This is a genomic window from Alteromonas sp. ABV2_168, from assembly GCF_056161165.1.
Map to the genome: position 1 here is coordinate 142,359 of NZ_JBSWYQ010000007.1, position 25,694 is coordinate 168,052.

At 48.5% G+C, this 25,694-nt stretch carries 25 protein-coding genes; 14 read left to right on the plus strand and 11 right to left on the minus strand.

Annotation, left to right across the window (positions count from 1 at the left end):
* Positions 1-4 precede the first annotated feature (4 nt).
* The gene (gene trmJ, locus ACXAH4_RS12365; protein WP_474882082.1) at positions 5-718 is read right to left on the minus strand and encodes a tRNA (cytosine(32)/uridine(32)-2'-O)-methyltransferase TrmJ; all 714 of its coding nucleotides are present in this window, start codon (positions 716-718) and stop codon (positions 5-7) included.
* Positions 719-924: 206 nt separating this feature from the next.
* On the opposite strand from trmJ, the gene suhB reads away from it, so the two are divergent.
* Positions 925-1,701, plus strand: a complete 777-nt coding sequence (suhB, locus tag ACXAH4_RS12370; protein WP_119502025.1) for an inositol-1-monophosphatase — start codon at positions 925-927, stop codon at positions 1,699-1,701.
* A 224-nt stretch (positions 1,702-1,925) separates the two neighbouring features.
* On the opposite strand, the gene secF is transcribed toward suhB, so the two are convergent.
* The 6 genes from secF to ACXAH4_RS12400 form a co-directional block, all read right to left on the minus strand.
* Entirely contained in the window at positions 1,926-2,867 is a 942-nt protein-coding gene (secF, locus tag ACXAH4_RS12375; RefSeq protein ID WP_119502026.1) for a protein translocase subunit SecF, read from the minus strand.
* Between the two features lie 12 nt (positions 2,868-2,879).
* Positions 2,880-4,724, minus strand: a complete 1,845-nt coding sequence (gene secD / locus ACXAH4_RS12380) for a protein translocase subunit SecD (RefSeq protein ID WP_119502027.1) — start codon at positions 4,722-4,724, stop codon at positions 2,880-2,882.
* 53 nt (positions 4,725-4,777) lie between these two features.
* Positions 4,778-5,116, minus strand: coding sequence for a preprotein translocase subunit YajC (gene yajC / locus ACXAH4_RS12385; protein WP_119502028.1), 339 nt, complete (start codon positions 5,114-5,116; stop codon positions 4,778-4,780).
* 27 nt (positions 5,117-5,143) lie between these two features.
* Positions 5,144-6,256 (minus strand): tRNA guanosine(34) transglycosylase Tgt, encoded by a 1,113-nt coding sequence (gene tgt, locus ACXAH4_RS12390; RefSeq protein WP_119502029.1) that lies wholly within the window; start codon positions 6,254-6,256, stop codon positions 5,144-5,146.
* Positions 6,257-6,395: 139 nt separating this feature from the next.
* Positions 6,396-7,445, minus strand: a complete 1,050-nt coding sequence (gene queA / locus ACXAH4_RS12395) for a tRNA preQ1(34) S-adenosylmethionine ribosyltransferase-isomerase QueA (protein ID WP_474882084.1) — start codon at positions 7,443-7,445, stop codon at positions 6,396-6,398.
* Positions 7,446-7,684: 239 nt separating this feature from the next.
* Entirely contained in the window at positions 7,685-7,942 is a 258-nt protein-coding gene (locus ACXAH4_RS12400) for a DUF6471 domain-containing protein (protein ID WP_119502031.1), read from the minus strand.
* A gap of 185 nt (positions 7,943-8,127) precedes the next feature.
* Here ACXAH4_RS12400 and ACXAH4_RS12405 point away from each other — a divergent pair, with 185 nt between their 5' ends.
* The 9 genes from ACXAH4_RS12405 (at position 8,128) to ACXAH4_RS12445 (ending at position 14,565) form a co-directional block, all read left to right on the plus strand.
* Positions 8,128-8,517 (plus strand): DUF2170 family protein, encoded by a 390-nt coding sequence (locus ACXAH4_RS12405; protein ID WP_119502032.1) that lies wholly within the window; start codon positions 8,128-8,130, stop codon positions 8,515-8,517.
* Positions 8,518-8,534: 17 nt separating this feature from the next.
* Complete coding sequence (locus tag ACXAH4_RS12410) at positions 8,535-9,215, plus strand: PspA/IM30 family protein (protein ID WP_119502033.1); 681 nt, start codon at positions 8,535-8,537, stop codon at positions 9,213-9,215.
* 113 nt (positions 9,216-9,328) lie between these two features.
* A complete protein-coding gene (locus ACXAH4_RS12415; RefSeq protein ID WP_474882086.1) occupies positions 9,329-10,381 on the plus strand; it encodes a potassium channel family protein in 1,053 nt (350 codons plus the stop codon).
* A 3-nt stretch (positions 10,382-10,384) separates the two neighbouring features.
* The gene (locus ACXAH4_RS12420; RefSeq protein ID WP_119502034.1) at positions 10,385-11,041 is read left to right on the plus strand and encodes a YjfK family protein; all 657 of its coding nucleotides are present in this window, start codon (positions 10,385-10,387) and stop codon (positions 11,039-11,041) included.
* Positions 11,042-11,059: 18 nt separating this feature from the next.
* Positions 11,060-11,476: a DUF350 domain-containing protein gene (locus ACXAH4_RS12425; RefSeq protein WP_474842646.1), complete on the plus strand. Its 417-nt coding sequence runs from the start codon at positions 11,060-11,062 to the stop codon at positions 11,474-11,476.
* Positions 11,477-11,489: 13 nt separating this feature from the next.
* Positions 11,490-12,101, plus strand: coding sequence for a DUF1190 family protein (locus tag ACXAH4_RS12430; RefSeq protein ID WP_474842647.1), 612 nt, complete (start codon positions 11,490-11,492; stop codon positions 12,099-12,101).
* Between the two features lie 4 nt (positions 12,102-12,105).
* Positions 12,106-13,269 carry a glutathionylspermidine synthase family protein gene (locus tag ACXAH4_RS12435; RefSeq protein ID WP_474882087.1) on the plus strand — a complete coding sequence of 388 codons (1,164 nt, stop codon included), beginning with the start codon at positions 12,106-12,108 and terminating at the stop codon, positions 13,267-13,269.
* A 4-nt stretch (positions 13,270-13,273) separates the two neighbouring features.
* A complete protein-coding gene (locus ACXAH4_RS12440; protein ID WP_474868370.1) occupies positions 13,274-13,813 on the plus strand; it encodes a rhomboid family intramembrane serine protease in 540 nt (179 codons plus the stop codon).
* A gap of 47 nt (positions 13,814-13,860) precedes the next feature.
* Positions 13,861-14,565, plus strand: coding sequence for a VC0807 family protein (locus ACXAH4_RS12445; RefSeq protein ID WP_119502038.1), 705 nt, complete (start codon positions 13,861-13,863; stop codon positions 14,563-14,565).
* 139 nt (positions 14,566-14,704) lie between these two features.
* Here ACXAH4_RS12445 and ACXAH4_RS12450 read toward each other — a convergent pair whose 3' ends face one another.
* Both ACXAH4_RS12450 and ACXAH4_RS12455 read right to left on the minus strand, forming a co-directional pair.
* A complete protein-coding gene (locus ACXAH4_RS12450) occupies positions 14,705-16,048 on the minus strand; it encodes an alkaline phosphatase (protein ID WP_474882089.1) in 1,344 nt (447 codons plus the stop codon).
* Positions 16,049-16,166: 118 nt separating this feature from the next.
* The gene (locus ACXAH4_RS12455; RefSeq protein ID WP_474882091.1) at positions 16,167-17,126 is read right to left on the minus strand and encodes a chemotaxis protein CheV; all 960 of its coding nucleotides are present in this window, start codon (positions 17,124-17,126) and stop codon (positions 16,167-16,169) included.
* Between the two features lie 263 nt (positions 17,127-17,389).
* On the opposite strand from ACXAH4_RS12455, the gene ACXAH4_RS12460 reads away from it, so the two are divergent.
* The 4 genes from ACXAH4_RS12460 to ACXAH4_RS12475 all read left to right on the plus strand — a co-directional run bounded on the left by ACXAH4_RS12460 (position 17,390) and on the right by ACXAH4_RS12475 (position 23,686).
* Positions 17,390-18,985, plus strand: coding sequence for an isocitrate lyase (locus tag ACXAH4_RS12460; RefSeq protein ID WP_474882093.1), 1,596 nt, complete (start codon positions 17,390-17,392; stop codon positions 18,983-18,985).
* Between the two features lie 252 nt (positions 18,986-19,237).
* Positions 19,238-20,185, plus strand: coding sequence for a LysR family transcriptional regulator (locus ACXAH4_RS12465; protein WP_119502042.1), 948 nt, complete (start codon positions 19,238-19,240; stop codon positions 20,183-20,185).
* A gap of 111 nt (positions 20,186-20,296) precedes the next feature.
* Complete coding sequence (locus ACXAH4_RS12470; protein ID WP_474882095.1) at positions 20,297-22,471, plus strand: malate synthase G; 2,175 nt, start codon at positions 20,297-20,299, stop codon at positions 22,469-22,471.
* Between the two features lie 348 nt (positions 22,472-22,819).
* On the plus strand, positions 22,820-23,686 hold the full coding sequence (locus ACXAH4_RS12475) for a PEP-CTERM/exosortase system-associated acyltransferase (protein WP_119502044.1): 867 nt from the start codon (positions 22,820-22,822) through the stop codon (positions 23,684-23,686).
* A gap of 23 nt (positions 23,687-23,709) precedes the next feature.
* On the opposite strand, the gene ACXAH4_RS12480 is transcribed toward ACXAH4_RS12475, so the two are convergent.
* Both ACXAH4_RS12480 and ACXAH4_RS12485 read right to left on the minus strand, forming a co-directional pair.
* Complete coding sequence (locus tag ACXAH4_RS12480; protein WP_474882097.1) at positions 23,710-24,726, minus strand: NAD-dependent epimerase; 1,017 nt, start codon at positions 24,724-24,726, stop codon at positions 23,710-23,712.
* 134 nt (positions 24,727-24,860) lie between these two features.
* Entirely contained in the window at positions 24,861-25,646 is a 786-nt protein-coding gene (locus ACXAH4_RS12485) for a S1 family peptidase (protein WP_474847851.1), read from the minus strand.
* Between the last annotated feature and the right edge of the window lie 48 nt (positions 25,647-25,694).

Below are 25,694 nucleotides of genomic sequence, written 5' to 3' on the forward strand. Positions count from 1 at the left end.
ACCCTCACTTTACGGCTTTGTCGATGGACGACAAAATGCCGCGCAGAATGTTCAGTTCCTGACTTTCCGGACGGGCACGGTTAAACAGACGGCGTAATTTGGTCATCACCATGCCCGGATGATTCTTAACAATAAAGTTTGTACCGGTAAGGGTTTGTTCGAGGTGCTGGTAAAAACGTTCCAGATCTTCGTTTAATGGGTAGTCATTTTCAGTGGGCGGGAACGCATCTTTCTCCAGCCACGCCATGCGCACTTCATAGCATAATGTCTGTACTGCGGCGGCAAGATTCAGTGAACTGTATACCGGATTGGCGGGAATGCACACATGGAAATGGCATTGCTGCAGCTCTTCATTCGTCAGACCGTTATTTTCACGGCCAAATACCAGTGCCACCGGATAATCCGGTACTTCTTCAATCAGTTTACGACCGCAGCTGCGGGGTTCCAGCATCGGCCAGGAGTGAGTTCTTGAACGTGCAGAAGTCCCCACGACCAGTCCGCAGTCAGCTACCGCTTCCTGAAGCGTGGCAACAGTTTTCGCATTTGCCAGCACATCTCCGGCGCCGGCCGCTAACGCACTGGCGTGGCCATCCGGCGCACTCACAGGATCAACCAGATACAGGTTACTCAGGCCCATGGTTTTCATCGCCCTTGCGGTTGAACCAATATTGCCTGTATGGGATGTATTAACCAGTACTATCCGGATGTTGTCGAGCATGCGTGTTACCTTCACCTGTTTTGCGGGTGGCGGATAATAGCACAATAGCTTTCTGGATGGCTATTTACCCCGCCCTGCCGGGGCCGTTTTTTCGCCGCCGGCCATTGCATATTTTAGCGGCTCTGTTAAACTTCGCGCGTTTTCAACGTGTATGGTCAATTTCCGTACAACGTTTACTATGATCTTTTACAATTGGTGGTTTACTTATGCATCCTATGCTGAATATTGCGGTGCGCGCTGCGCGTGTTGCCGGAACAATCATTGTGCGCGGTTTTGAGAATCGTGCTGACCTGACGAAAGAAGTGAAAGGCGCCAATGACTACGTAACGCAAATCGACAAAGAAGCCGAAAAGGCGATTATCAACAAAATTCAGCAGTCTTACCCGGATCACAGCTTTCTGGGTGAAGAAAGTGGCGAAACCCACGGTAAGGATTCAGATTTTCAGTGGGTTATTGATCCACTGGACGGAACCACCAACTTTGTAAAAGGTATCCCCCATTTCTGTGTTTCCATCGCTCTTCTGCACAAAGGTCGTCTTGACCAGGCTGTTGTTTTTGATCCTATTCGCAGTGAAATTTTCACCGCCAGCCGTGGTCAGGGTGCCCAGTTGAACGGCTACCGTATCCGTGTAACCAAACCCCGCGATCTCACTGAAACTGTACTGGCTACTGCCCTGCCGTTTAAAAATAAAGCACAATTTGGTGAGTATGCCCTCGGCCTGAACAAAATCTTCCACGAATGTGGCGATATCCGCCGCGCTGGCAGTGCAGCGCTGGATCTGGCTTACGTTGCAGCCGGCCGTGTTGACGGTTACTGGGAACGTGGTATTAAAGCATGGGACATTGCAGCAGGTGAACTGCTGGTGCGTGAAGCAGGCGGCCTGGTAACTGATTTTAAAGGTAACAACGACCCGCTTTATAAGGGTGAAATCGTAGCCGGCAGCCCGAAAGTGGTTCAGGGCCTCGTAAAGCATCTGAAATAAGCAGCACCTGAATCAGGAAGCACACTTCCACGGAAGTTAAAATGCTTTCAAAGGCCAGCGCAAACCCGCTGGCCTTTTTTGTTATTGCTGCCCTGAAAAGATTCTGTAACTTATAACGGCTGTTCACATTCCACCATATAAACCGTCATTAAATACCGGCAAACAGGTCATAAAAAAGGCCGCTGACAAAGCGACCTTCTTCAATATCGTACTCCCGTATTTGTTTACGGAAGCGGGTCCATATCGGCACCTTCTTTCTCTACCTGCGGCGGCATCAGGTCTTCTTTACTGATCCCCAGTGCCAGCGCAACAGAGCTGGCAATGTAGATTGAAGAGTACGTACCTACCGCAACACCAAACAGCAGCGCTGTTGCGAAACCGTGAATAAGCGCACCGCCTTTATAGAAAAGCGCAACCAGTACCAGCACCGTGGTCAGTGAAGTAATGATGGTACGATTCAAGGTTTGCGACAGAGAGATATTTACAATCTCTGTAGGCTCACCCTTACGAATCTTGCGGAAGTTTTCACGGATACGGTCGCACACAACGATGGTATCGTTCAGCGAGTAACCGATAACCGCCAGCACGGCGGCCAGTACAGTCAAATCAAATTCGATTTGCAATACAGAAAACAAACCCAGGGTAAGAATAACGTCGTGTACCAGCGCAGCCACAGAACCCAGCGCAAAGCGCCATTCGAACCGCATAGCAACGTACACAAGAATACACAGCAGTGCCACCAGCATGGCGAGACCGCCCTGCTCTGTCAGTTCATCACCCACCTGGGGGCCAACGAACTCAATACGACGCATGTCTACGGTTTCACCGTCAGCACGCAGTGCAGCAAGTACCTGGTCGCCAATGGCAGAGGCTTTTACACCATCCCGGGGCGCGATACGGATAAGCACATCCTGACTGCTACCAAAGTTTTGCACAACGGCATCAGCAAAATCTGCTCCGGCCAGCTCAGAACGGATCTTCTCAAGATCAGCGGATTCTTCATAACCCACTTCAATGAGTGTTCCGCCTGTGAAGTCCAGACCCCAGTTCAGACTATTCATGCCCAGCGACACCAGTGAGCCGAGGATAAGCACAGTTGACAGGATCATGGTTGCCACACGCAACCGCATAAAGTTAACCGTATGGTTCAAAGATAAAAATTGCATAGTAACGGTTCCTTATATCGGCAGCGAAGTGACGCGGCGGCCGCCCCAGATTGCATTGGTGATCACACGGGTTACCAGAATAGCGGTAAACATGGATGTCGCAATACCAATCATCAGCGTGATGGAGAAGCCTTTAATCGGACCTGTACCCACAGCAAACAGGATCATACCGGCAATAAAGGTAGTCACGTTTGCATCGAGGATGGTAGAAAACGCGCTGTCATAGCCCATATGAATGGCTTGCTGTGGACTGCGTCCGTCACGCAGTTCTTCACGAATACGCTCGAAAATCAGTACGTTGGCGTCTACCGCCATACCAACGGTCAAGACAATACCCGCCATGCCCGGTAAGGTCAGGGTCGCGCCGGGGATCATAGACATCACACCGATGATGATCACCAGGTTGCTCACCAGAGCCACATTGGCAATCAGGCCAAACGCTTTGTAGTAAACAATCATGAAAATCAGAACCGCTGCCAGACCCCAAACGATGGCCTGCATACCCATTGCGATGTTTTCTGCACCCAGACTAGGACCAACAGTACGTTCTTCAACAATTTGTATGGGAGCAATCAGTGCTCCGGCACGCAGCAGTAAAGACAGGTCACGGGCTTCTTTCGGAGAATCCAGACCGGTAATACGGAAGCTGCTGCCCAACTGCGCACGAATCGTTGCGATACTGATCACTTCTTCATGCTTTTCGAAAATCAGTTTACCGGCGTCATTACGTTCACCGGTCGACTTGTACTCGATGAAAACCGTCGCCATAGGCTTGCCGATATTGCTGCGGGTAGAACGGGACATCTTGTTACCACCCTCGGAATCCAGCGAGATGTTAACCTGCGGGATACCGTATTCATCAACACCGCTGTTTGCGTCAGTGATGTGGTTACCGGTAAGCATGATGCGTTTTTCAAGCAACTGAGGACGGCCGCTCTGGTCGTTAATCAGTTGAGACCCGGCCGGCACACGGCCATTAACAGCATCAGCAACGTCATGGTCTAAGTCCACCATACGGAATTCCAGCGTTGCAGTGGCATTCAAAATTTCTTTTGCCCTTGCGGTATCCTGAATACCCGGCAACTGCACCACAATACGGTCTGCGCCCTGTTTCTGTACAACAGGCTCAGCAACACCTAACTGGTTTACACGGTTACGGATGATGGTGATGTTTTGTTTTACTGCGTTGTCACGTATTTCAGATAATTTGGCCTCAGAGAAAGCGGCGCGTAATTTCATGCCCTCCACTTCTTCAAAGCTCAGGTCACGGTTCTGGTTGCGCAGGAAGAACTCTGCTTTTTCCAGCGTCTCCTGATCACGGAACGTGATATCCAGATAATCATCATGCTGGGACACGGTGCGGTAGCGCAGACCTTCTTCACGCAGCGAGGTTCTGAAACCGTTTTCTGCATCTTCCAGCGATTTCTTGATTGCCTCGCTCATATCCACCTCCATCAGAAAGTGAACACCGCCACGCAAATCCAGACCCAGCTTCATGGGAGAACCACCCAGGTTTTCCAGCCACTCCGGCGTATCCGGCGCCAGGTTCATAGCGACGTAATAATCTGTACCCAGTTCTTTTTCCAGTAATTCACGGGCGCGAAGCTGTGCATCACTGCTGTTCAGGCGAACCAGGATTTGCTCGTTTTCGAATTCGGTTTTCTTAACACTGATATTGTTGGCTTTCAGTGCGTCCTGAACGCGGGTAACCAGTTGTTCATCAACTTTTGCATCGCGTCCGGCAGAAATCTGCACGGCGTTATCTTCACCGTAAATGTTGGGAAGTGCATATAATGCACAGAGGCCAATAATAAAAATGACCACCAGCACTTTCCAGATCGAGTTTTTATTTAACACAGGAACTTCCTTTTACCAGAGAGCCGGGAAAATCCCGGCTCTGGCAGCATAGCTTAAATCGATTTCATCGTGCCTTTTGGCAGCACTGCAGAAACAGAGGTTTTCTGGATGACGATATTGGTTTCATCGTTTAACGCAATTTCAATAAAGTCTTTTTCTTCAGATACCTTAGTGATGCGTCCTACCAGGCCACCCTGGGTGAGAATTTCATCCCCTTTGCCCAGTGAAGAGACCAGATTTTTGTGCTCTTTAACACGCTTGGCTTGCGGGCGATAAAGCAGGAAGTAGAAGATAAGACCGAATACACCCAGCATAATGAGCATTTCGAAACCGCCACCCTGTGGTTGACCACCGGCGGATTGCGCGTAAGCGTTAGAAATAAACAAGCTCATAATTTCCTCATTTTTTAAATGTTGTTGTTATAGTGCCGGAACCGGCAAACCTTTTTGTGCGTAAAATTCTTTTACGAATCCGTCTAAATCATCTGCGTCAATGGCATCACGCAAACCTTGCATGACACGCTGGTAATACCGCAGGTTGTGAATCGTATTCAGACGGGCGCCCAGGATCTCATTACATTTGTCCAGATGATGGAGATATGAGCGTGAATAGTTTTTACAAGTGTAACAATCGCAGTTTTCGTCCAGTGGTGACGTATCGTTGCGATGTTTGGCGTTGCGGATTTTTACCACACCTTCAGTGACAAACAGATGACCGTTGCGGGCGTTCCGTGTTGGCATTACGCAGTCAAACATATCAATGCCGCGACGAACGGATTCCACTAAATCTTCCGGTTTACCCACACCCATCAGATAACGGGGCTTGTCCTGCGGAATTTTAGGTGCTGTGTGTTCAATAATGCGGATCATGTCCTCTTTGGGCTCACCCACAGACAAACCGCCAATGGCGTAACCATCAAAGCCAATCTCTTCAAGGCCGGCCAGCGATACGTCACGAAGACCTTCATACATACCGCCCTGCACAATACCAAACAATGCCGACGGATTATCGCCGTGGGCTTCTTTACTGCGTTTGGCCCAGCGCAAAGAAAGCTCCATAGAGATCCGCGCTTCCTGTTCCGTTGCCGGATAAGGAGTACATTCATCAAAGATCATGACGATATCAGAGCCGAGATCCCGCTGCACTTCCATGGATTTTTCAGGTGTCAGCAAGATTTTTTCACCATTGATCGGTGAACGGAAGGTCACGCCTTCTTCGGTGATCTTGCGCAGGTCGCCAAGACTGAACACCTGGAAACCACCGGAGTCAGTAAGGATTGGCTTATCCCAGTGCATAAAATCGTGAAGATCACCGTGTTGCTTTATGATACCGGTGCCCGGACGCAACATCAGGTGGAAAGTATTGCCCAGGCAAATGTGCGCGCCGCTGTCCTTCAGCTCTTCAGGGGTCATCCCTTTTACAGTGCCATAGGTGCCTACAGGCATAAAAGCCGGTGTTTCTACCACGCCTCTGTCGAATACCAGACGGCCGCGTCTGGCTTTGCCATCGGTTTTAAGTAGTTCAAATTGCATTAAAAACTGTATCCCGAAATCACCAGCGGGCGATGCGCAGCTGGCGTAAATAAAAAATTTGGCGGCGATTATACCAGTTTCAGCGTACAGATCATGCTCTGCAGCGCGGTAACCCTGAAATTAAACGCAACCCTGCTGTTTATGCCGGCTGGCTTTGCGCTTTTTCAATGAACATGCTGTCGCCGTAACTGAAGAAACGGTATTCATTTGCAATGGCATCCTGATAGGCTTTCATGACATGTTCTCTGCCGGCAAATGCACTGATCAACATCATCAGTGTGGACTCCGGCAAATGAAAGTTCGTGAACATGGCATCCACGACTTTAAAATTGAAACCCGGATAGATGAAAATATCAGTATCATCAAAGAAAGGCCGGATCAGGTCATCACCGGCGGCTTTTGCAGCCGACTCCAGTGAACGCACCGAAGTGGTACCCACGGCAATAACCCGTTTTCCTGCAGCTTTAGTGGTCACTACGGCGTCTGTCACATTCTGCGGCACTTCGGCATACTCCGAGTGCATAACGTGTTCCTGAATATTATCAACACGCACCGGCTGAAATGTGCCGGCCCCGACGTGCAGAGTAACAAACGCCAGATTCACACCTTTAGCCCGCAGGGCGGTCAGCATGTCGTCGTCAAAATGTAATCCGGCTGTCGGTGCAGCCACTGCGCCGGGCTTCTGATTATAAACAGTCTGGTAACGCTCTTTATCACTGCTTTCATCAGCACGGTCAATGTAAGGAGGCAGCGGCATATGGCCATATTGCTCAAGTTGAGAAAGTACTGAAGCCGCATCATCAAAATGAATGAGAAATAGCGCGCCTTCCCTGCCCGTCACGGTGACGTGCACCTTTTCTTCCAGCAACAACTGAGTACCGGGTTTGGGCGCCTTACTGGCACGCACGTGGGCCAGTACCTGATTATTATCTAAGATCCGCTCTACCAGCACTTCCACCTGGCCGCCGGAGGCTTTTTTACCTCTCAGCCGCGCAGGAATTACCCGGGTATTATTGAATACCAGCAAGTCACCTTCATCTACCAGAGACAGCATCTCAGCGAACTGCTGATGTCTAACTGAACCGGTATTCCCATCCAGGCACAGAAGACGGCTGGCACGACGTTTTTCTGTAGGATATTTGGCAATCAAATGCTCTGGCAGCTCGAAACTAAAATCAGATAACTTCATTTTTCACTTCAAAATCAGTAAATTAAAACTCGTAAATATACGCACGTATATTTTTAGATAACTATATATATACCGAAATACGCATAAACAATATACAGCGCGGACTTAAACGCTTAAGATACGTACAGATAGTGATGATGTTCTCCCAAACAGATCCTATTCTGACCCGGTAGCTTTACCGGGTTTTTTTTATCTGTTTCACAGGATTACCTTAATCCCCGGTTACCCTGGTGGACGTCTCAGTCATCATCCATATCGTTAAGAATGTCACCGACGGCCTGCATAGCAAGTGGCCGGGCATTTAACACCATCATGATCTGCAAAAACAAATCAGCCCCCATAATACCTTTATTCACTTTGTTTCGCAGGTTATCTGCACTCTGCTCCACCCCAATTTCGGCTAACCGGTCACTAAGTGCCTGATATTTAACACCTCTCACCGACATTTCTGACTTTACCAGCCTTGCCACCGCTTGCCGCCAATTATTTTTCGCCATCAGAAAACCACCATTTGTGAGTTATTTTTTACAAAAACACACTTTTTTACACATAAGAGAGGTATTGATTATTGACTACTTTGCCCCAACCTGTCTACACTGAACCCCGTGAATGTTGTCGTGCACTTTAAAAGTCGTTTACAGTGTTGTCGACATTTTCGCTTCAATCGTAAAGGAGAGACGTTATGACGTGGGATCTGGAAAAGCTTGAATCCCTCTTGCAAGAACACGACGACTTTGTCATCACCCGTGAAGAAGGTTGCCTTCTCATTGCTAATCAGGATGGCATTGACGCCTGGCTGGCACTGAGTGGCGAGCAAATTCTGGTGGAAAGTCTGTTATTCCCGGCTTCCGATGTAAAAGACAAGCCGGCTTTGGATCACGAGATTCTGTCAACGCACATGGTATTTCCGCTGACGACAGTAGGTATTTCCACCATTGGTGGTGATGAATACTACACAGCTTTTGGCGCACTGAGTGCCCAGTCAAAGCCTGAAAGTATCGTGATCGAAGTTGAAACCTTGTTTCAAAACGTAGCGTCTTTCTTAGATGCTTACGAAACGCATTTAAAGTAACCCGACAGGAGAAGCGAATGTCTGTTTGGAAAAAATTAGTAACAGCTGTGAAAGGTGGTGCCACTGAAGCTGCCCAAGCCGTAGCCGACAGTCAGGCTATCAGAATTCTTGAGCAGGAGATCCGTGAAGCGAAAGAAGAGTTACGTAAATCTGACCACGCCCGCACGCAAATCCTGGCGAAATGCAAATTATCGCAGCAGAAAGTAGACAGCTTCAGCGCGTCTATTGCTGAGTACGAAGCCCATGCCCGCAAGGCAGTTGAAACAGACCGTCAACTGGCACTGGATTGTGCACAAAAAGTGTCTGATTTGAAAGCTGAACAGGAACAGGAACAGCAATACCTTGACCAGTTCAAACAATCCGAGAAGCAACTGGCTCAAAATATTCAGCAGGCCAAAGCAAACCTGCGCCGCCTGGAACAGCAGGTAGATATGGTAAAGGCGACTGAAAGTGTGCAAAAAGCGCAGGTAGCTGTATCTTCACGCCATATGGGTGCGAACAGTAAAATGAAGACTGCGACCGAATCTTTATCGCGGATTCAGGAAAAGCAAAAACTTCGCACCGCTGAGTTGCAGGCTGCCGAAGAGCTGGCGGCTGAAGAGTCCACCAGCGATCTGGAAAAACGCCTGTCTGAGGCAGGTATCAAAGGCGGAAAATCATCTGCAGATGATGAACTGAGCCGGATTCTGGGTAAGTAATTAATGCTAAGGGGGCTGACACGCCCCCTTACTTTTTGTGACTTGCACCGGAAATTGCTTTTACGTCATACTGCTTAGCTCAGAAATAATCATCAGGGACGCATCCATACACCATGGCTTCATGGACCCACATTCGTAAACTCATGCTGCGGTATTTTTCCGAATCCCGCTGGTACACCATTGTCACCATCACTTTTATTTACGGCTTACTTGCATGGTTGATGCTGTCTGCGGCCGGAGAAGAAGCGCTGACCAGCAATGCAGACTTTTTTTACTGGATGGCTGTTACCGCCTCAACTGTCGGTTATGGCGATCTGTCACCGGTCACACCGGCAGGTAAAATTATCGTATCGCTGTATGTAATTCCGGTGGGATTGAGTATTTTCGCGATGGTAGTGGGCCGCATTGCGGCATGGGTGAGCCATCACTGGCAAAGAGGACTGTTAGGAATGAAACCATTACATGTTGAAAATCACATTCTGGTTATCGGCTGGAATGAAAACAAAACTCTGCTGTTGCTGGATTTACTGCTTAAAGAGCGGGAAGCCCTGCCGGATAAGCCGGAAATCGTGCTATGTGTAAAAGCAGATATTCACAACCCCATGCCGGACAAAATTGAATTTGTGAAAGTTGATTCATTTAACCGCGATGAAGATATGGACAAGGCCTGCGTCGCCACCGCAAGAACCATTCTCATGGACAATCCGCAGGATGACGTGACGTTAACCACAGCCCTTTATTGCACTAACCGCAATCCGGATGCCCACAAAGTCGCGTACTTTACTGACGATACGCTGGTTCCCCTGCTGCAGATGCATTGCCCGAAAGTAGAGTGTACACCGTCAGTGGCCGTTGAAATGCTGGCGAAAGCAGCTTTTGATCCCGGTTCCAGTATGCTGCATCACGATTTAATCAGCGTTGACGACGGTCAGGCACAATTTTCAGCCCAGGTGCCGGCGGATATCCAGTCTCTTGCCGTAGAGCATGTGTTTAATAATTTTAAACGTGAATATAACGCCATTCTTATTGGCTACGCCCCCGGCGGCGTGTATAAAAATATGGTTCTCAACCCTGATTTCTCACATACCATTTGTGGCGGTGACAAAGTGTTTTACATCGCCGGCAGCCGGTTGAACGATATTAACTGGCAGACATTAGGAGCGTAATCAATGTTTGGCAAATTGTTTGGCAGAAGTAAGAAAGACACAGAAAAAGCAAAACCCAAATCTCCTGAAATCATGGGATTATATCTGGGCGGTTCATTTGAACTGGATGATCTGAAACTTAAGCTGCTGGAACCGCAACTTACCATCGAAGGCGCGGCCCGTTCCCAACTGATTCAGGCGGTGGGAGAAGCCCCGCTGGACAGTGGTGGAACTTTGCTGCGTTATTACACTGACGATGACGGCTTCCTGCAAATTGTCACTGATGGTGGTCTCACAGAAAACCATATTACCGACGTAAAGCTGTGGTACTTTTACGAAACCAAAACCATCGGCAATGAAGCCCAGTGGAAAGAAGCATTGAGTTCTGTGATTTCAAAGCCCGTTTACACACTGAACGGACACGATTATCACCGTGTATGGGACGCTGTCGGTGAAATATCACCGCCGGTTGCTGTAACTGAAACCACCTATGAAGAAGATGGTGATGTCAGTACAACTGACCAGTTTATGATGCTGTATGAACGTCCCCTTGATAACGGACGCACAGAGTCGCTGCTGGTAGCCGGTGAAGAAAAAATTGTAGGTCACAATGCAGACCGCTGTCTGGTGATAAGCACAGGGTTCGATATTGAGCCCGCCGACATTACTATTAACGGTTAATAAAAGGATACATACCTAATGGACACTATCATTCAATCATTAGCAGGGCTGGATAATTTCGCCTTGTACTTTGCTATCTCTGTCGCCTTTTTGTTTGTATTTAAAATCGTATACGCCATGGTCACCCCGCATGACGAATGGAAACTGGTCAAAGAGGAACAGAATGTAGCTGCGGCCACCGGTTTTGGCGGCGCGTTGATTGGCTTCGCTATCGCCCTTTCAGGTGCAGCTTCTAATGCTGTATCCATTGTGGATTTCGCGCTGTGGGGCGTGATTGCCATCGTCGCCCAGTCATTTGCATTTGCACTGCTGCGCTTTACCTTTATGCCGAAAATCGCAGAACGCATTAACAACAATGAAGTTTCCGCAGGGATCATGCTTGCTGCCATGTCAGTGGCAGTGGGTCTGCTGAACGCTGCTTGTATGACATACTGATTCGGAGACAGATATGACCCGGAAAAGAAGTCGTTACATAGATTTGCGCAAAATGCGCAAAGGGTTTGCACTAAAGCCTCTGGCCGTAGGGATTGCCGGTATAATGGCAACCGGTTGTGCAGACGACCGTCAGGATGCACAGATTTATACCTCGCTGGAAGATTGTAAAACGGATTATCCTGACGCGGCAGAACGCTGTGATGCAGCTTACCAGACTGCCCTCGATGAAGCGTCCCGTACCAGTCCCCGTTTTAATTCTGAATATGACTGCGAGTATGAATTCGGTCCGAATCAGTGCCGTGAAGTTAATAATTCAGGTGGCAGTTTCTTCATGCCGTTCATGGCAGGGTTTATGGTCAGCCAGTTGCTCTCCCCCCGCCCTTACTATTCACAACCCATTTATACCTCTTATTCCCCGTATTCGCCGTTCCGCTCAAAATGGGTGACTGCAGATGGCTATGTGTTTGACGGTGACATCCGCAAGCGTAATTACAAAGTCAGTCCGTCTGTTTATAAACCCAAGCCCACCGTTACCCGTACTGTCAGCCGCGGTGGTTTCGGCAGCTCTGTGAGAGCCAAATCAAGCTGGGGTAGCAGCAGCCGTTCCGGAAGCTGGGGCAGCTGATCCCGTGCTTCGTATTCCGCTCAGAGAGCGGCCTGACTGGAAACAGCAGGCCGCTGAGTACGGCTTTCATTTCCACACCATGTACGGCGAGCCGTATTGGGATGAATCTGCTTATTATCAGTTTTCACTGAAACAAATTGAGCAGGATATAGAAGACCCTACCGCTGAATTGCATCAGATGTGTCTGGCAGCAGTAGATAAGGTCATCCGTGACGAAGAGTGGCTGGACCGCTTTCAAATCCCCGCCCTTCACCGTGAATTCATTCTCCGGTCCTGGCAGGACAACGCCCCCTCACTCTATTCCCGGCTGGATTTAGTCTATGACGGTAAAAGTCCGGCTAAGCTGCTGGAAAACAATGCAGACACGCCCACGTCCTTGTATGAATCCGGCTTCTGGCAATGGTTATGGCTTGAACAGCAGGTAGACCGGGGAAATTTACCCCGACACGCCGATCAGTTTAATTCCTTACAGGAAAAGTTAGTTCACCGGTTTGAAGAAATCGCAGCTTACTACCGCATCCGTCACATGCATTTCGCCTGTTGCCGGGACACCGATGAAGACAGAGGTACCGTACAATATTTGCAGGATTGTGCTCAGGCAGCAGGTCTGCAATCAGAGTTTCTATACATTGAAGACATAGGCCTTGCAGATACCGGCGCGTTTACGGATTTAAAAGATAATCCCGTCACTGAATGCTTCAAGCTCTATCCCTGGGAATTCATGCTGAGGGAAAGTTTCGGTGATGCCTTGTCAGGTGCCGGTACAAACTGGATAGAACCGCCATGGAAAGCCATTTTGTCCAATAAGGCTCTGTTACCCCTTTTATGGGAAATGTTTCCTGGCCATCCCAATCTGTTGCCTGCCTACTTCCCCGATAATGCGCCGGGCCCGGAAACCGGCAAATGGATTCAAAAACCGCTGTTCTCAAGAGAAGGGGCAAATATCAGCCTGATTGAAAATGGTAAGCAAACCAAACTCTCCGACGGTCCGTATGGAGAGGAAGGCGTTGTGATCCAGGCGTTTACTGCCCTGCCCCGGTTTGCTGAAAATTACACACTGATCGGTAGCTGGCTGGTAGACGATATGCCTGCCGGTTTGTCTGTACGGGAAGACAGCAGTGAGATCACTCAGGATTTATCCCGTTATCTGCCACACATTATTGCGTAAACCTATGCCACAACTTAAAAAGCAGCTTCGCTTTCTTGCCATTATTGCCGGCGTACTCATTATCATTGAAGCACTGAACCTCCTCACCGGAAACAGCCTGAATCAATTTGGTATTATTCCCAGAGCACTGCCTTACCTGCCCTATATTTTTACTGCGCCGTTTTTACACGGATCTGCCAGCCATCTGATCACGAATCTTGTGCCCCTGATGCTGTTTATGTGGTTAACAATGCAGTGGGGAAACCGCACATTCTGGCTGACTACCCTGACCATTCTTCTCACCGGCGGTCTCGGCGTATGGATATTCGGCCGCTCAGCAATCCATATCGGTGCCAGTGGCATGGTATATGGTTACTTTGGCTTTTTATTGCTGGCAGGCTTCATGAGCAGAAAAGTCCCTTACCTGGTGATTTCTGTGCTGGTTGCCATTATGTATGGCGGTATGTTGTTTGGCATTCTGCCAACAAAGGCATTTATTTCTTTCGAGTATCATTTATTCGGATTTATTGGCGGTCTCATCGCAGCACGGGCTTGGGTGAAGTAATTGATTCCCGTATACTGGCCTTCAATCCGTAGTACAACGAAATAAATATGTCCGGCACCACAGAAACCAAAAATCAGCAAAACCAGGGCTTCTTCGGCAACCTTGCGTTCAACATTGTTATCCCTGTTTTAATCATGTCTTACGGCAGCGGAGACGAATACCTGGGGCCGGCCTGGAGCATCGTTGCTGCCCTCGCCTTTCCAATTGTTTACGGCATCTGGGATTTAAAGCAGTCCGGTAAAGTGAATGGTTTTTCCGTTCTCGGGATTGTCAGCGTTATCCTTACCGGCGGTATCAGTTTATTGAAACTGCCCGCCGAATATATTGCAATTAAAGAAGCCACCATTCCGGCGCTTATCGGTATTGCAGTTCTGGTGACTCAGTTTGGTAAAAAGCCACTGGTTAAAATGCTCATCCTTAACGACCAGATCATTAACTGGGAAAATTTAAACCGCGCGCTGGATGAGAAAGGAAAACAGGCAGAATTCAAACGTAAAATTGCTATCAGCTCTTACATTGTTGCCAGCTCCTTTTTTCTTTCCTCAGTATTAAATTATGTGCTGGCGAAAATGATTCTGGTCAGTGAACCCGGCACCACTGCCTACACCGAAGAACTGGGCCGGATGACGATGCTGAGCTATCCGGTTATCGTAATCCCGAGCATGATTTTGCTGGTGACTGCATTGTGGTATCTGTTTTCTCAGATTGGCAAAATTACCGGTGAAGACCTGGACAACTTTCTGAATCAGTAGATTTATACAATGATGAAAAAAATAGCCGCAATTTGCGGCTATTTTTTTGCCTTGCCTGGGTAGCAGGCGTGATTCACATAAGCAGATAAATGAATCAAAGCGTACTGTGAACATTATCACAGTACGCTTGTCATTCAGCTCAACGGTTGTTCAGGAAACGAAAGAATTGCTTTGCAATGTCAGTGTTATCTAACTGACCGGCAAAAGCGTCTGCTCCGGCACCGAATGCAAAAACTTCCACATCGACACCAGTGTGGCCACCAGTGGTCCAGCCGGTATTCGTCTTCTTATCAAGGAATGCTTTCAACGCTGTTTCACGGGCCTCAAAATCAGGCAGTGCTGCGATACTGTCTACCAGTGCACTGTCATCATCTTCAAAAGTGAATCCCAGCTGCGCTTCAGCATACGCAGCCGGAGAGGCTTCACTGACCATGTTGACAGCAATGGATGAAACCGAAGCCTTCATGTTACGCAGGTACTCAGGATGCCACTCGTAAATACCGTCTGCGCCAATTGTCAAACCGCCGGTACTGTGATCAGCGGTAAGCACAACCAGTGTATCAGGGTGTGTTTCTACATAATCTTGCAGGTATTCCATGGTAACAGCCAGATCATCCATTTCCGCCATCGCAGAACCGATGTCATTGGCATGCCCTGCCCAGTCAACCTGACTCGCTTCTACCAGAAGGAAAAATCCCTCCGGATCCTCAAGATGCTTAATCGCATTTTTAGTCAGAAAAGACAGGCGGTGCGGGTTACTGTCATCCAGCGCAGCCGGCAATCCCACCGGTGCAAAGAGTCCCAGCACGTCAGTGCCGGCAGGCAATGTAGCTAACTGGTCATAGTCATCAACATATTGATAGCCGTTATCCGCAAATAAAGCGGTGAGATCTCTGTCATCACGGGCGAAATAAGAGGTACCGCCCCCCAGCATGACATCGGCGACAAATCCGTCATTAATACGGTCGTCAAAAAAGCTGTCAGCGATGGCGTTGTAATTCTTACGGCTTTCATTGTGCGCCAGATAAGAAGCGGGCGTTGCATGATTGATTTGCGATGTAACCGCAACACCGGTGCGCAGACCGAGCTGCTTTGCTCTTTGCAGAACCGACTCAACAGATTGCTTGTTGCCATCCACCCCAATAGCACCATTATACGATTTTACGCCTGTCGCCAACGCTGTAGCCGCAGCCGCAGAGTCGGTAACATACCCGGAAACCGGCGCCGGATGCGTAGAGGCGTTGCCGGTAAGCATGTGGTCAAACACGACATCTTCGATGTCAGGTGTTTCAGGGTTATCAGCAAAGTTGCGGTAAGCCGTGGTGTAAGCCGGCCCCATGCCGTCGGCCACTACCATGATGATATTTCGGGGCTGTTGCTGTGCTGATGAATTCTGTGCCGCATGACCGGCATTATCGAGTTGCGCGCAGCCTTGCGCGAGGGTGAGCCCTACCAGAGAGCACACGCTTATTTTTTTTAGCATCGTCGTATCCACAGGAAAAAAACTGTGGCTAAGTGTAAATCACATCAGGACAAGCGCCAAACCCAAAGCCGTGAGTCATCAAAAATTCACGAAAGGCTGTAATTTCATCGATTTAACGCTAAGCCGTTGACTGACTGGTCAGGAGTTCACGCATGCGTTGCTGCGCCACATCAACTAACATATCCGGCTGAAATTTAGAGATAAACCGGTTGCAACCAACCTTTTCCACCATGGCCTCATTAAAGCTGCCACTTAAGGACGTGTTCAGGGCAACAAATAAATCACTCATTCTCTCATCACCGCGCACTTCTGCAGTTAAGCGGTATCCGTCCATTTCCGGCATCTCAGCATCAGTAAACATTAATAAGATAAGGTCGGACGGCCGCTTCCCTTCATCTGCCCATGATTTGAGTAACGCCAGGGCTTCTGCGCCATTGTGGCATTCAAGGCAGGACAATCCTATCTGGGCAAGCGTATCTTTGATTTGTTTACGTGCAGTAGCGGAATCATCCACAATCAGCACCTGACGGCCGTGCATAGCACTGACAACCTGCTCATCAAGCACGCCGTCAGAGATAGAAATGTCGTAATCGATGATCTCAGCCAGCACTTTTTCTACATCAATGATTTCTACCAGTTCGTTCTTGCCGTCAATTTCAATCTGACTGATGGCAGTAAGGTAATTTGATTTACCGATAGTCTGCGGCGGCGGCTGAATATTTTGCCAGGATGTATTAACGATGCTTAATACATCACCAATCAGAAATCCCTGAACGGAGCGGTTATACTCTGTGATGATGACGTTATTAGCGTAATTCGTATCGCCACTATTTTTCATACGAATGGCGCTGCGCAGATCAATGACAGGAATCGGATTCCCTCTGTAAAGTGTCACACCACACAAATTGCCGTGAGATCCCGGCATCGTATTCATCTTCGGAACACCGATGACTTCTTTAACCTTAAACACGTTAATGGCAAACGCATGACGCGTCCCCAACCTGAACATCAGCAGTTCGAGGCGGTTCTCCCCCACCAGATTAGTCCGTTGATCGACGGTACTAAGAATACTGCTCATACTCCCCCCGAATTATGTTAATTACCGTAATGATAGGGCGAAAATAAAGATAATGCTTTAAGCAATTAGACTCAAAAAATGAAACCAACGCCGTAACCTTTCTGGAAGCCCAACAACAATCATTCACAGATGTTATGACGGGAATGACAATTATATATTTACGTTATTAGAATTGCGGCACTAGGATGAATGTGAGCTAACGAGAGCGCAGTGCAGCGTAATCGCCTAAACAACATATTTGAGTTAATTCGGGAGAGACCTCTATGTCGCAATATCAGCAAGATATCGATACTATTGCTACGCTTAAAGCCGCGCAGAAAGGAAGCTGGGAAGGTATTAACCCAGAGTACGCCGCACGCATGAAAGCACAGAACCGTTTCAAAACTGGTCTGGACATTGCGAAGTACACTGCCGCTATCATGCGCAAAGATATGGAAGAGTATGATGCCGACAGTGCAAGCTATACCCAATCTTTAGGTTGCTGGCACGGCTTCGTAGGTCAACAAAAAATGTTGGCTGTTAAGAAACACCACGGCACGACCAACAAACGTTATCTGTACCTCTCCGGCTGGATGGTTGCAGCCCTGCGTTCTGAGTTCGGCCCCCTGCCTGACCAGTCAATGCACGAAAAAACCACCGTACCTATGCTGATTGAAGAGCTTTACACCTTCCTGCGTCAGGCTGATGCACGTGAACTGGGTGATTTATTCAAACAGCTGGACACAGCGAAAGCAAACGGTGGTGATGTTGCAGCAATCCAGGCGCAAATCGACAATTTCGAAACCCACGTGGTGCCTATCATTGCTGACATCGATGCCGGTTTCGGTAACGAAGAAGCCACTTACCTGTTAGCGAAGAAAATGATTGAAGCGGGTGCCTGCTGTATCCAGATTGAAAACCAGGTATCTGATGCTAAGCAGTGTGGTCACCAGGACGGTAAAGTTACTGTTCCTCATGAAGACTTCCTGGCGAAAATCAACGCTGTTCGTTATGCATTCTTAGAGCTGGGTGTAGACGACGGTGTAATTGTTGCCCGTACCGACTCATTAGGCGCCGGCCTGACGCAGAAAATCCCTGTATCTACCGCCCCCGGCGACCTGGCTTCTCAGTACAATGCATTCCTGGACACTACTGAAGTATCCGGTGCAGATGACCTGTCTGACGGCGACCTGGTAATTAAGCAAGACGGCAAACTGGTTAAGCCTTTTCGCCTGCCTAATGGACTGTTCAAGTTCAAAGCGAATACTGGTTTCGACCGTGTTGTTCTTGACTGTATCACTTCTCTCCAACATGGTGCAGACCTGCTGTGGATTGAAACAGAGAAGCCTCACGTACGTCAGATTGGTGACATGGTTGACGCGATTCGTGAAGTTATCCCGAATGCGAAACTGGTTTACAACAACTCACCGTCTTTCAACTGGACACTGAACTTCCGTCAGCAGGTATTTGATGCATGGCAGGAAGAAGGCAAAGACGTATCTGGTTACGACCGTGCGAAACTGATGTCTGCAGAATATGACGACAGCGAACTGGCTGCATCTGCTGATGCGAAGATCCAGACCTTCCAGCGTGATGCGTCACGTGAAGCAGGTATCTTCCACCACCTGATCACACTGCCTACTTACCACACTGCGGCACTGTCTACTGACAACCTGGCGCAGGGTTACTTCGGCGACGAGGGCATGCTGGCTTACGTTAAAGGTGTTCAGCGTAAAGAAATTCGTCAGGGTCTGGCGTGCGTTAAGCACCAGGCAATGGCCGGTTCTGACCTGGGTGACACCCATAAAGAGTACTTCTCCGGTGAAGGCGCACTGAAAGCTTCAGGCGACGACAACACCATGAACCAGTTTGATGTATAAACACACAGGTTCCTAACCTCTGGCTCCTTCGGGAGCCTTTTTTATATTCACCGGTTTTATTCATTTCACGGCCACAAAAATAAAACACCCGTTTGAAATCCGGGGTACACTGGGTGTCAAACCAGGTCGAAAGTATCAGTACAACAGGCGAATAAAGCAGTAACAATCTGCGACTAATAGTCTATCTTACTTATCAGGACCAGACGCTTATAATAGCAACAGATAATAATCCTAATTTGGAGCATTGAGAGCATGAATATAGCCAAAGTAGATTTGAATCTTCTGGTTTATCTGGATGTTTTGCTCAGAGAAGGCAGTGTTACCCGCGCCGCTAATCAGCTCAGCATCACCCAGCCGGCCATGAGTAACGGTTTAAAGCGGTTAAGAGATTTATTTAAAGATCCGTTGCTGGTGAGAACCAGCGAAGGCATGACACCGACTAAACGTGCCCTTGAGCTCCAGCCGGTCATCCGTGATGTACTCAGTAAACTGGAAAGCTCCATTCAGCCGGAAACCGATTTTGATCCGGCTACCAGCAACCGTACATTCCGGATCATGACCAGTGATTATGCGGAAAGCACTTTATTGCTTGAGCTGGTCGGCCGTTTGGGCAAGATTGCCCCGAACATCACCCTGGATTTAATCACGCCGAGTGACGTGACATTTCACGATGTGGAACAGGGTAAAGTCGACATGGCGATAAACCGCTTCGACGAACTGCCTCTTTCCTTTCACCAGAAAGTCATCTGGTATGACAGCTTCAGCTGTGTGCTCAGCGCATCCCATCCGCTGGTAAACCAGAAATGGGATCTGGACAGTTATTTAAGCGCCCAGCATATCTGGGTAAGTAAAACCGGCTTCGGTGTGGGCGTTGGTATTGATCCTAATGAAGTGCAAAAACTTGGCTGGGTCGATGCTGAATTAACTAAACTGGGAAAACAGCGGGCGATCAGAGTCTTTACCCGCCACTATCACGCAGCACTGCAAATAGCTAAAACACAAAATCTGGTGGCCACATTACCGGGTAAAGCCGCGCGACTGTTTAAGGACGATCCGGAAGTTGTAGTGAAAGATCCTCCTTTCGATATTCCGCCAATTGCGTTGAAAATGGCGTGGAGTGCCTTGTTGCATCATGATGCGGGCCATATCTGGCTGCGCCGTTTAATTGGTGAACTGGCATCTGAGATGAGTAATCTGTAAGTCATCTTCCAGCGAACATTCACCAATATTATGACAGCAATACAAACCATAAATTAAAAATAGTGTCCGGAAACCTCTACACTAACAACTCATTAAAGAGTAGAGGTCATTATGAAAGGGTATATTCAACACGGACGACTTCAGGTTGCTGAGGTTCTGGACACATTCATCAATGAACAGGCAATGCCCGGCGCTAATGTCGATAAAGACACTTTCTGGGCGAATTTCGAATCCCTGCTTGCAGACCTCACACCGCTTAATCAGGCTCTGCTGGATAAGCGGGATCATTTCCAAACCTTAATTGACGCTTATCACAAAAGCGGCAAGCCCGCTTCCGGCGACGACTATCTGAACTTTCTGCGGGAAATCGGATATCTGGAGAATGAGCCGGACAATGTCACTGCCACAACGGCCAATGTAGATGCAGAGATTGCCACCATGGCAGGCCCGCAACTGGTTGTGCCTATCAATAATGCCCGCTATGCACTGAACGCAGCGAATGCCCGCTGGGGAAGTCTGTATGACGCGCTGTATGGCACAGATGTGATCAGCGATGAAGGCGGCGCAGAAGCCGGAACAACCTATAACCCTGTACGGGGCGCTAAAGTAATCGCAGAAGCAAAACGATTAATGGACACCCTGCTGCCGCTTGCTGATGCATCTCACAAAGATGTAACCGGCTACGGCATCACAGACGGTGCGCTTACCGTTTCCCTGAAAAGCGGCCATACCACTTTGCAAACCAGTGAACAGTTCCTTGGCTACACTGGCGATGCAGAGGCGCCGGACACACTGCTGTTTGTTCATAACGGCTTACATTTTGAAATCCAGATTGATGCCGCAAGCCCGGTGGGTAAAGCCGACCCTGCCGGGGTGAAAGATGTGCTGCTTGAAGCAGCGCTGACAACAATCATGGACTGCGAAGATTCTGTAGCAGCCGTAGACGCTGAAGATAAAACACTGGTGTATTCTAACTGGTTAGGTCTTATGAAAGGTGATCTGTCGCTGACCATGGAAAAAGGCGGCAAAAAGATTGTCCGTGCTATGCAGTCTGACCGTGAATACACCACAGCAGATGGCACAGGCAGACTTTCACTGGCCGGCCGCAGCCTTATGTTTGTACGCAATGTTGGTCACCTCATGCGAAATGACGCGATTTTGCTGGACGATGAACCGGTCTTCGAAGGATTGATGGACGGTGTGATCACATCCCTCATTGCTAAACATGATTTACTGGCCAATGGTAAATTCCGTAACTCCCGTGAAGGCAGCATTTATATTGTTAAACCTAAAATGCATGGCCCTGAGGAAGTCGCCTTCGCTGACAGCCTGTTCAGCCGTGTTGAAGCCATACTGGGCCTCGACCGGGATACGCTGAAAATGGGTATTATGGATGAAGAGCGCCGCACCAGTATCAATCTGAAAGCCTGCATCGGCGCAGCCTCATCACGTGTCGCTTTCATTAATACCGGTTTTCTCGACCGTACGGGTGATGAAATTCATACCTCTATGCAGGCAGGGCCATTCGCAGCAAAAGGCGCATTGAAAACCATGCCCTGGATTGCTGCTTATGAAAAAGCCAATGTACAAACGGGCCTGTCTTGTCAGCTTTCCGGCCGTGCACAGATTGGTAAAGGCATGTGGCCTATTCCGGATCAGATGGCAAATATGATGGAAGCGAAAATAGGCCATCCGAAGGCCGGTGCCAATACCGCCTGGGTCCCCTCTCCCACGGCTGCCACGTTGCACAGTCTGCATTACCATGAGGTCGATGTATTCGCCCTGCAGTCCGGTATGCAAGAACAGCAATACAACGGTATTGCGGATATTCTTACGATACCTTTAATGCCAGAAAACTCGTCTTTGTCTGCAGAAGCTATTCAGCGTGAAGTGGATAACAACGTTCAGGGTATTCTGGGATACGTGGTACGCTGGGTTCATCAGGGGATTGGTTGTTCAAAAGTGCCTGACATCAATAATGTTGGTCTGATGGAGGACCGCGCGACCTTGAGGATTTCTTCCCAGCACCTGGCCAACTGGCTGTTACATAACATCATTACGCCGGAGCAGGTTAACGAATCTCTTGCCCGCATGGCAGTGTTGGTTGATGAACAAAATGCCGGCGACAGTGATTACATTCCGATGTCACCGGATTTCGACAACGCTATTGGTTTCAAAGCTGCGAAAGAACTGATTTTCGATGGTGTAAGTCAGCCGAACGGTTACACAGAGCCCCTGCTTCATCAGCGCAGAAAAGACATGAAAGCCGCGCTGGCGGCAAAGTAAATTTTTACTTTCAGTACCTGAACAGAAAAAGCCACAACCGTGGCTTTTTCTTTGTGCGTCCTGCCTGAAGCATTGAAACTGCGAAACGGACTCAGGAGCAACTTACGGCGCGGGACGTATACAGTCAGATATCTGTTTACCGGTGTCAAACAGCTACCCGGCAACGCTTTATTCCTCTGTATCCCCTGCCTCTGCTGGCTGTTAAGGATTTTCTTATGATAAACGCTCAACTATCAAAATTTGTTCTATAGTATCAATAGCGATATCTAACACAGCACTTTTAAGCTGTCACGTTGCACTATCATTGGTGTATTGTGACGTCAGCAGCAGTGAGAAGTTAAAACCATTATGGCTAAGCGTTCGATATTTGACACAATCAATAAAAAGTTCCGCCGTACCAGCGTAGGAAAGATGTTTTCCGGCTATCAGCAGCTCAGGGAAGCTAACTATATTTCCTCACACTTCAGTACGTATCTGGAACCCGTTCTGGCAGTGGATGATGCTCTGAGAGAGTCTGTCTACAAAATCAGGCATAACGTCTATTGTGACGAGCTTGCGTTTGAGCCGGTGAAAGAATCAGGTCTGGAAACTGACGAATTTGATGCTTACTCAAGACACTGCATGATTCGCCATATCGGCACTCAGCAAATGGCCGGCACTGTGCGTGCAGTCAGACCATTACAGGATGATCAGCTATTACCCATTGAAAAGTATTGCCGCTCCTCTATCACCCGGAACGATTTGAGTCCGGATAATTTTAAACGCCACGAGGTGTGCGAAATATCCAGACTTGCCGTGCCCAAATACTTCCGGCGACGTCGTTCAGATGACTTCGACGGTTCAGCAACCGGTGCTATCAACCCGGTCACCTACTCGGAAACGGAATTACGCTGTTTTCCTTTTATTGCTGTAGGTTTATATTTTGCTGCCGCCGCCTCGGCGCTGGAGTTCGGCGTGAAGCACGCCTATGTGATGATGGAGCCCCGTCTTGCAAGAAGTATGGGTTATGTAGGCATTAAATTTCAGCAGATAGGACCGGTAGTGGACTATCACGGGAAACGGGCCCCTTATTACATCAACCGCCCGTTACTTGAGGGGAGTCTGAAGCCGGGTTTTGCTTCTATGCTTAATGAGATCCGGCTCAGTTTACGGGAACAAATTCCGGCGATGCCGGAAGAACGAGAAGAATATTTGCGGCAGTTCATCAAAGACTGATCCCCTGCCGCTCCGCTCACGGGTTATACGTTGTAGAACCCTCTGTACCATTCCACAAATTTTGCAATACCGGTATCAATGTCGGTAGACGGACGATAACCGGTATCTTTAACCAGTGCTTCTACATCAGCGTAGGTATCAGGCACATCACCTTTTTGCATTGGCAGCATTTCTTTTTCTGCTTCCTTTCCTAACGCCTTCTCGAGAGTTTCGATATAAGTCAGCAGGTGTACCGGCGTCTGAGCGCCAATATTATAAACTTTCCACGGTGCTTTACTTGAGCCCGGATTTGGTGACTTACCGGACCAGGATTCATCCGTTTTTGCGTCGTTATCCAGCGTGGCGATGACACCTTCCACAATATCATCGATGTAAGTAAAGTCACGGCGATGGTTGCCGTAGTTAAACACTTTAATAGGTTTGTCTTCCAGAATCGCTTTGGTAAACAGGAACAGCGCCATATCAGGACGTCCCCAGGGACCATAAACGGTAAAGAACCGCAGTCCTGTGGTCGGCAACCCGTACAAATGACTGTAGGTGTGGGCCATCAGCTCATTGGCTTTTTTACTGGCTGCATACAGAGATACCGGATGATCCACGTTATCTTCGACGGCGAAAGGCATGCTTTCATTGGCACCATAAACAGAGCTGGATGAAGCGTAAACCAGGTGTTTAACCTGATTATGTCTGCAACCTTCGAGCACATTCATAAAGCCGACAATATTCGCATCAATATAAGCATGAGGGTTTTCCAGCGAATAACGCACCCCGGCCTGGGCAGCTAAATGAACCACCTTATCAAATTTGTGTTCTGCAAAGAGGGCCTCCATCGCAGCACGATCTTCAACGCCCATTTTAATAAACGTAAAAAGATGGCCGGAAGGTAAGGACGATACCCTTTCAAGCCGGGCTTCCTTTAATGACACATCATAATAATCATTCAGATTATCGATACCTACGACTTCATCGCCACGCTCCGTTAATTGCGCGGCAACAAATGATCCGATAAAGCCAGCGGCTCCGGTTACTAACACTTTCATATCGTGCTCCCTGAAATAAATGCTGCATGATGAGCAAGATACTCAATCAAACTTCTAAAGCGACTACTTGTCACCATGACCACAAGCAAGAATGACTCCGCTTTTTACATCTTAATAAAAATAAGCGCCTTTGCTTACAACGTTATCCCGTGCTTCTCAGCCAGTGCGTAAACATGCTTCACCGGAATGGCATAAGTGATACCGCTGGGCGAAGTAATTGCCGACTCTTTTGTTTTCTTAACGAACACTTTATTGATTACCCCTAACACCTCTCCGGTAGCCGCTTCATACACGGGGCTGCCGCTGTTGCCGGGGTAAGCGGTAATATCAAGTTGATATACCATGAAAGGGTTGCGTAAGCTGTCCAGATAAGCTTGCGACAATTGAGCACTATTCGAAGCCGAGATCACGTTAGGCGTATACGCGGCAACAATGCCTCTGTGTGTGGCCGGGTACAATCCTAATACGGCGCCAATGGGAAAACCGGTCATTGCGATTGCAGTACCATCTTCAACCACATCTGTTGCTGATAGCAGACTGACAGGTGGTAATTCATGGGCCATTTCCAGGATGGCCAGATCATGCTCTTCATCTTTATAAACTTGTTTTACCCGCGCAATTCCCATCTTACGGCCTTCGGGTACGAACACGACCTGGTTAAATTTTACATTTTCTTCTGTAGGAAATGCTGTGATCACATGATGGTTGGTCACTACATATTTTCCATTTCCGACAACGAAACCAGTCCCTTTTAATTGATGGCTGACGGTGGCCAGCGGCGCATAAAAGCCCACCCCCACCACGGAAGGCTTCACCTTTTTTACGACCTCAGGCAATGCTTCTGCAAAAGCAGTATGACAAACAGGAAGTGAAGTCAGCACAATTGTCATGCTGACGAACAGCACTCTTATTATATTCATTCTAATGTCCCTATCAGGTAATCCGGCTTTTTTCTGATGATAGCATTT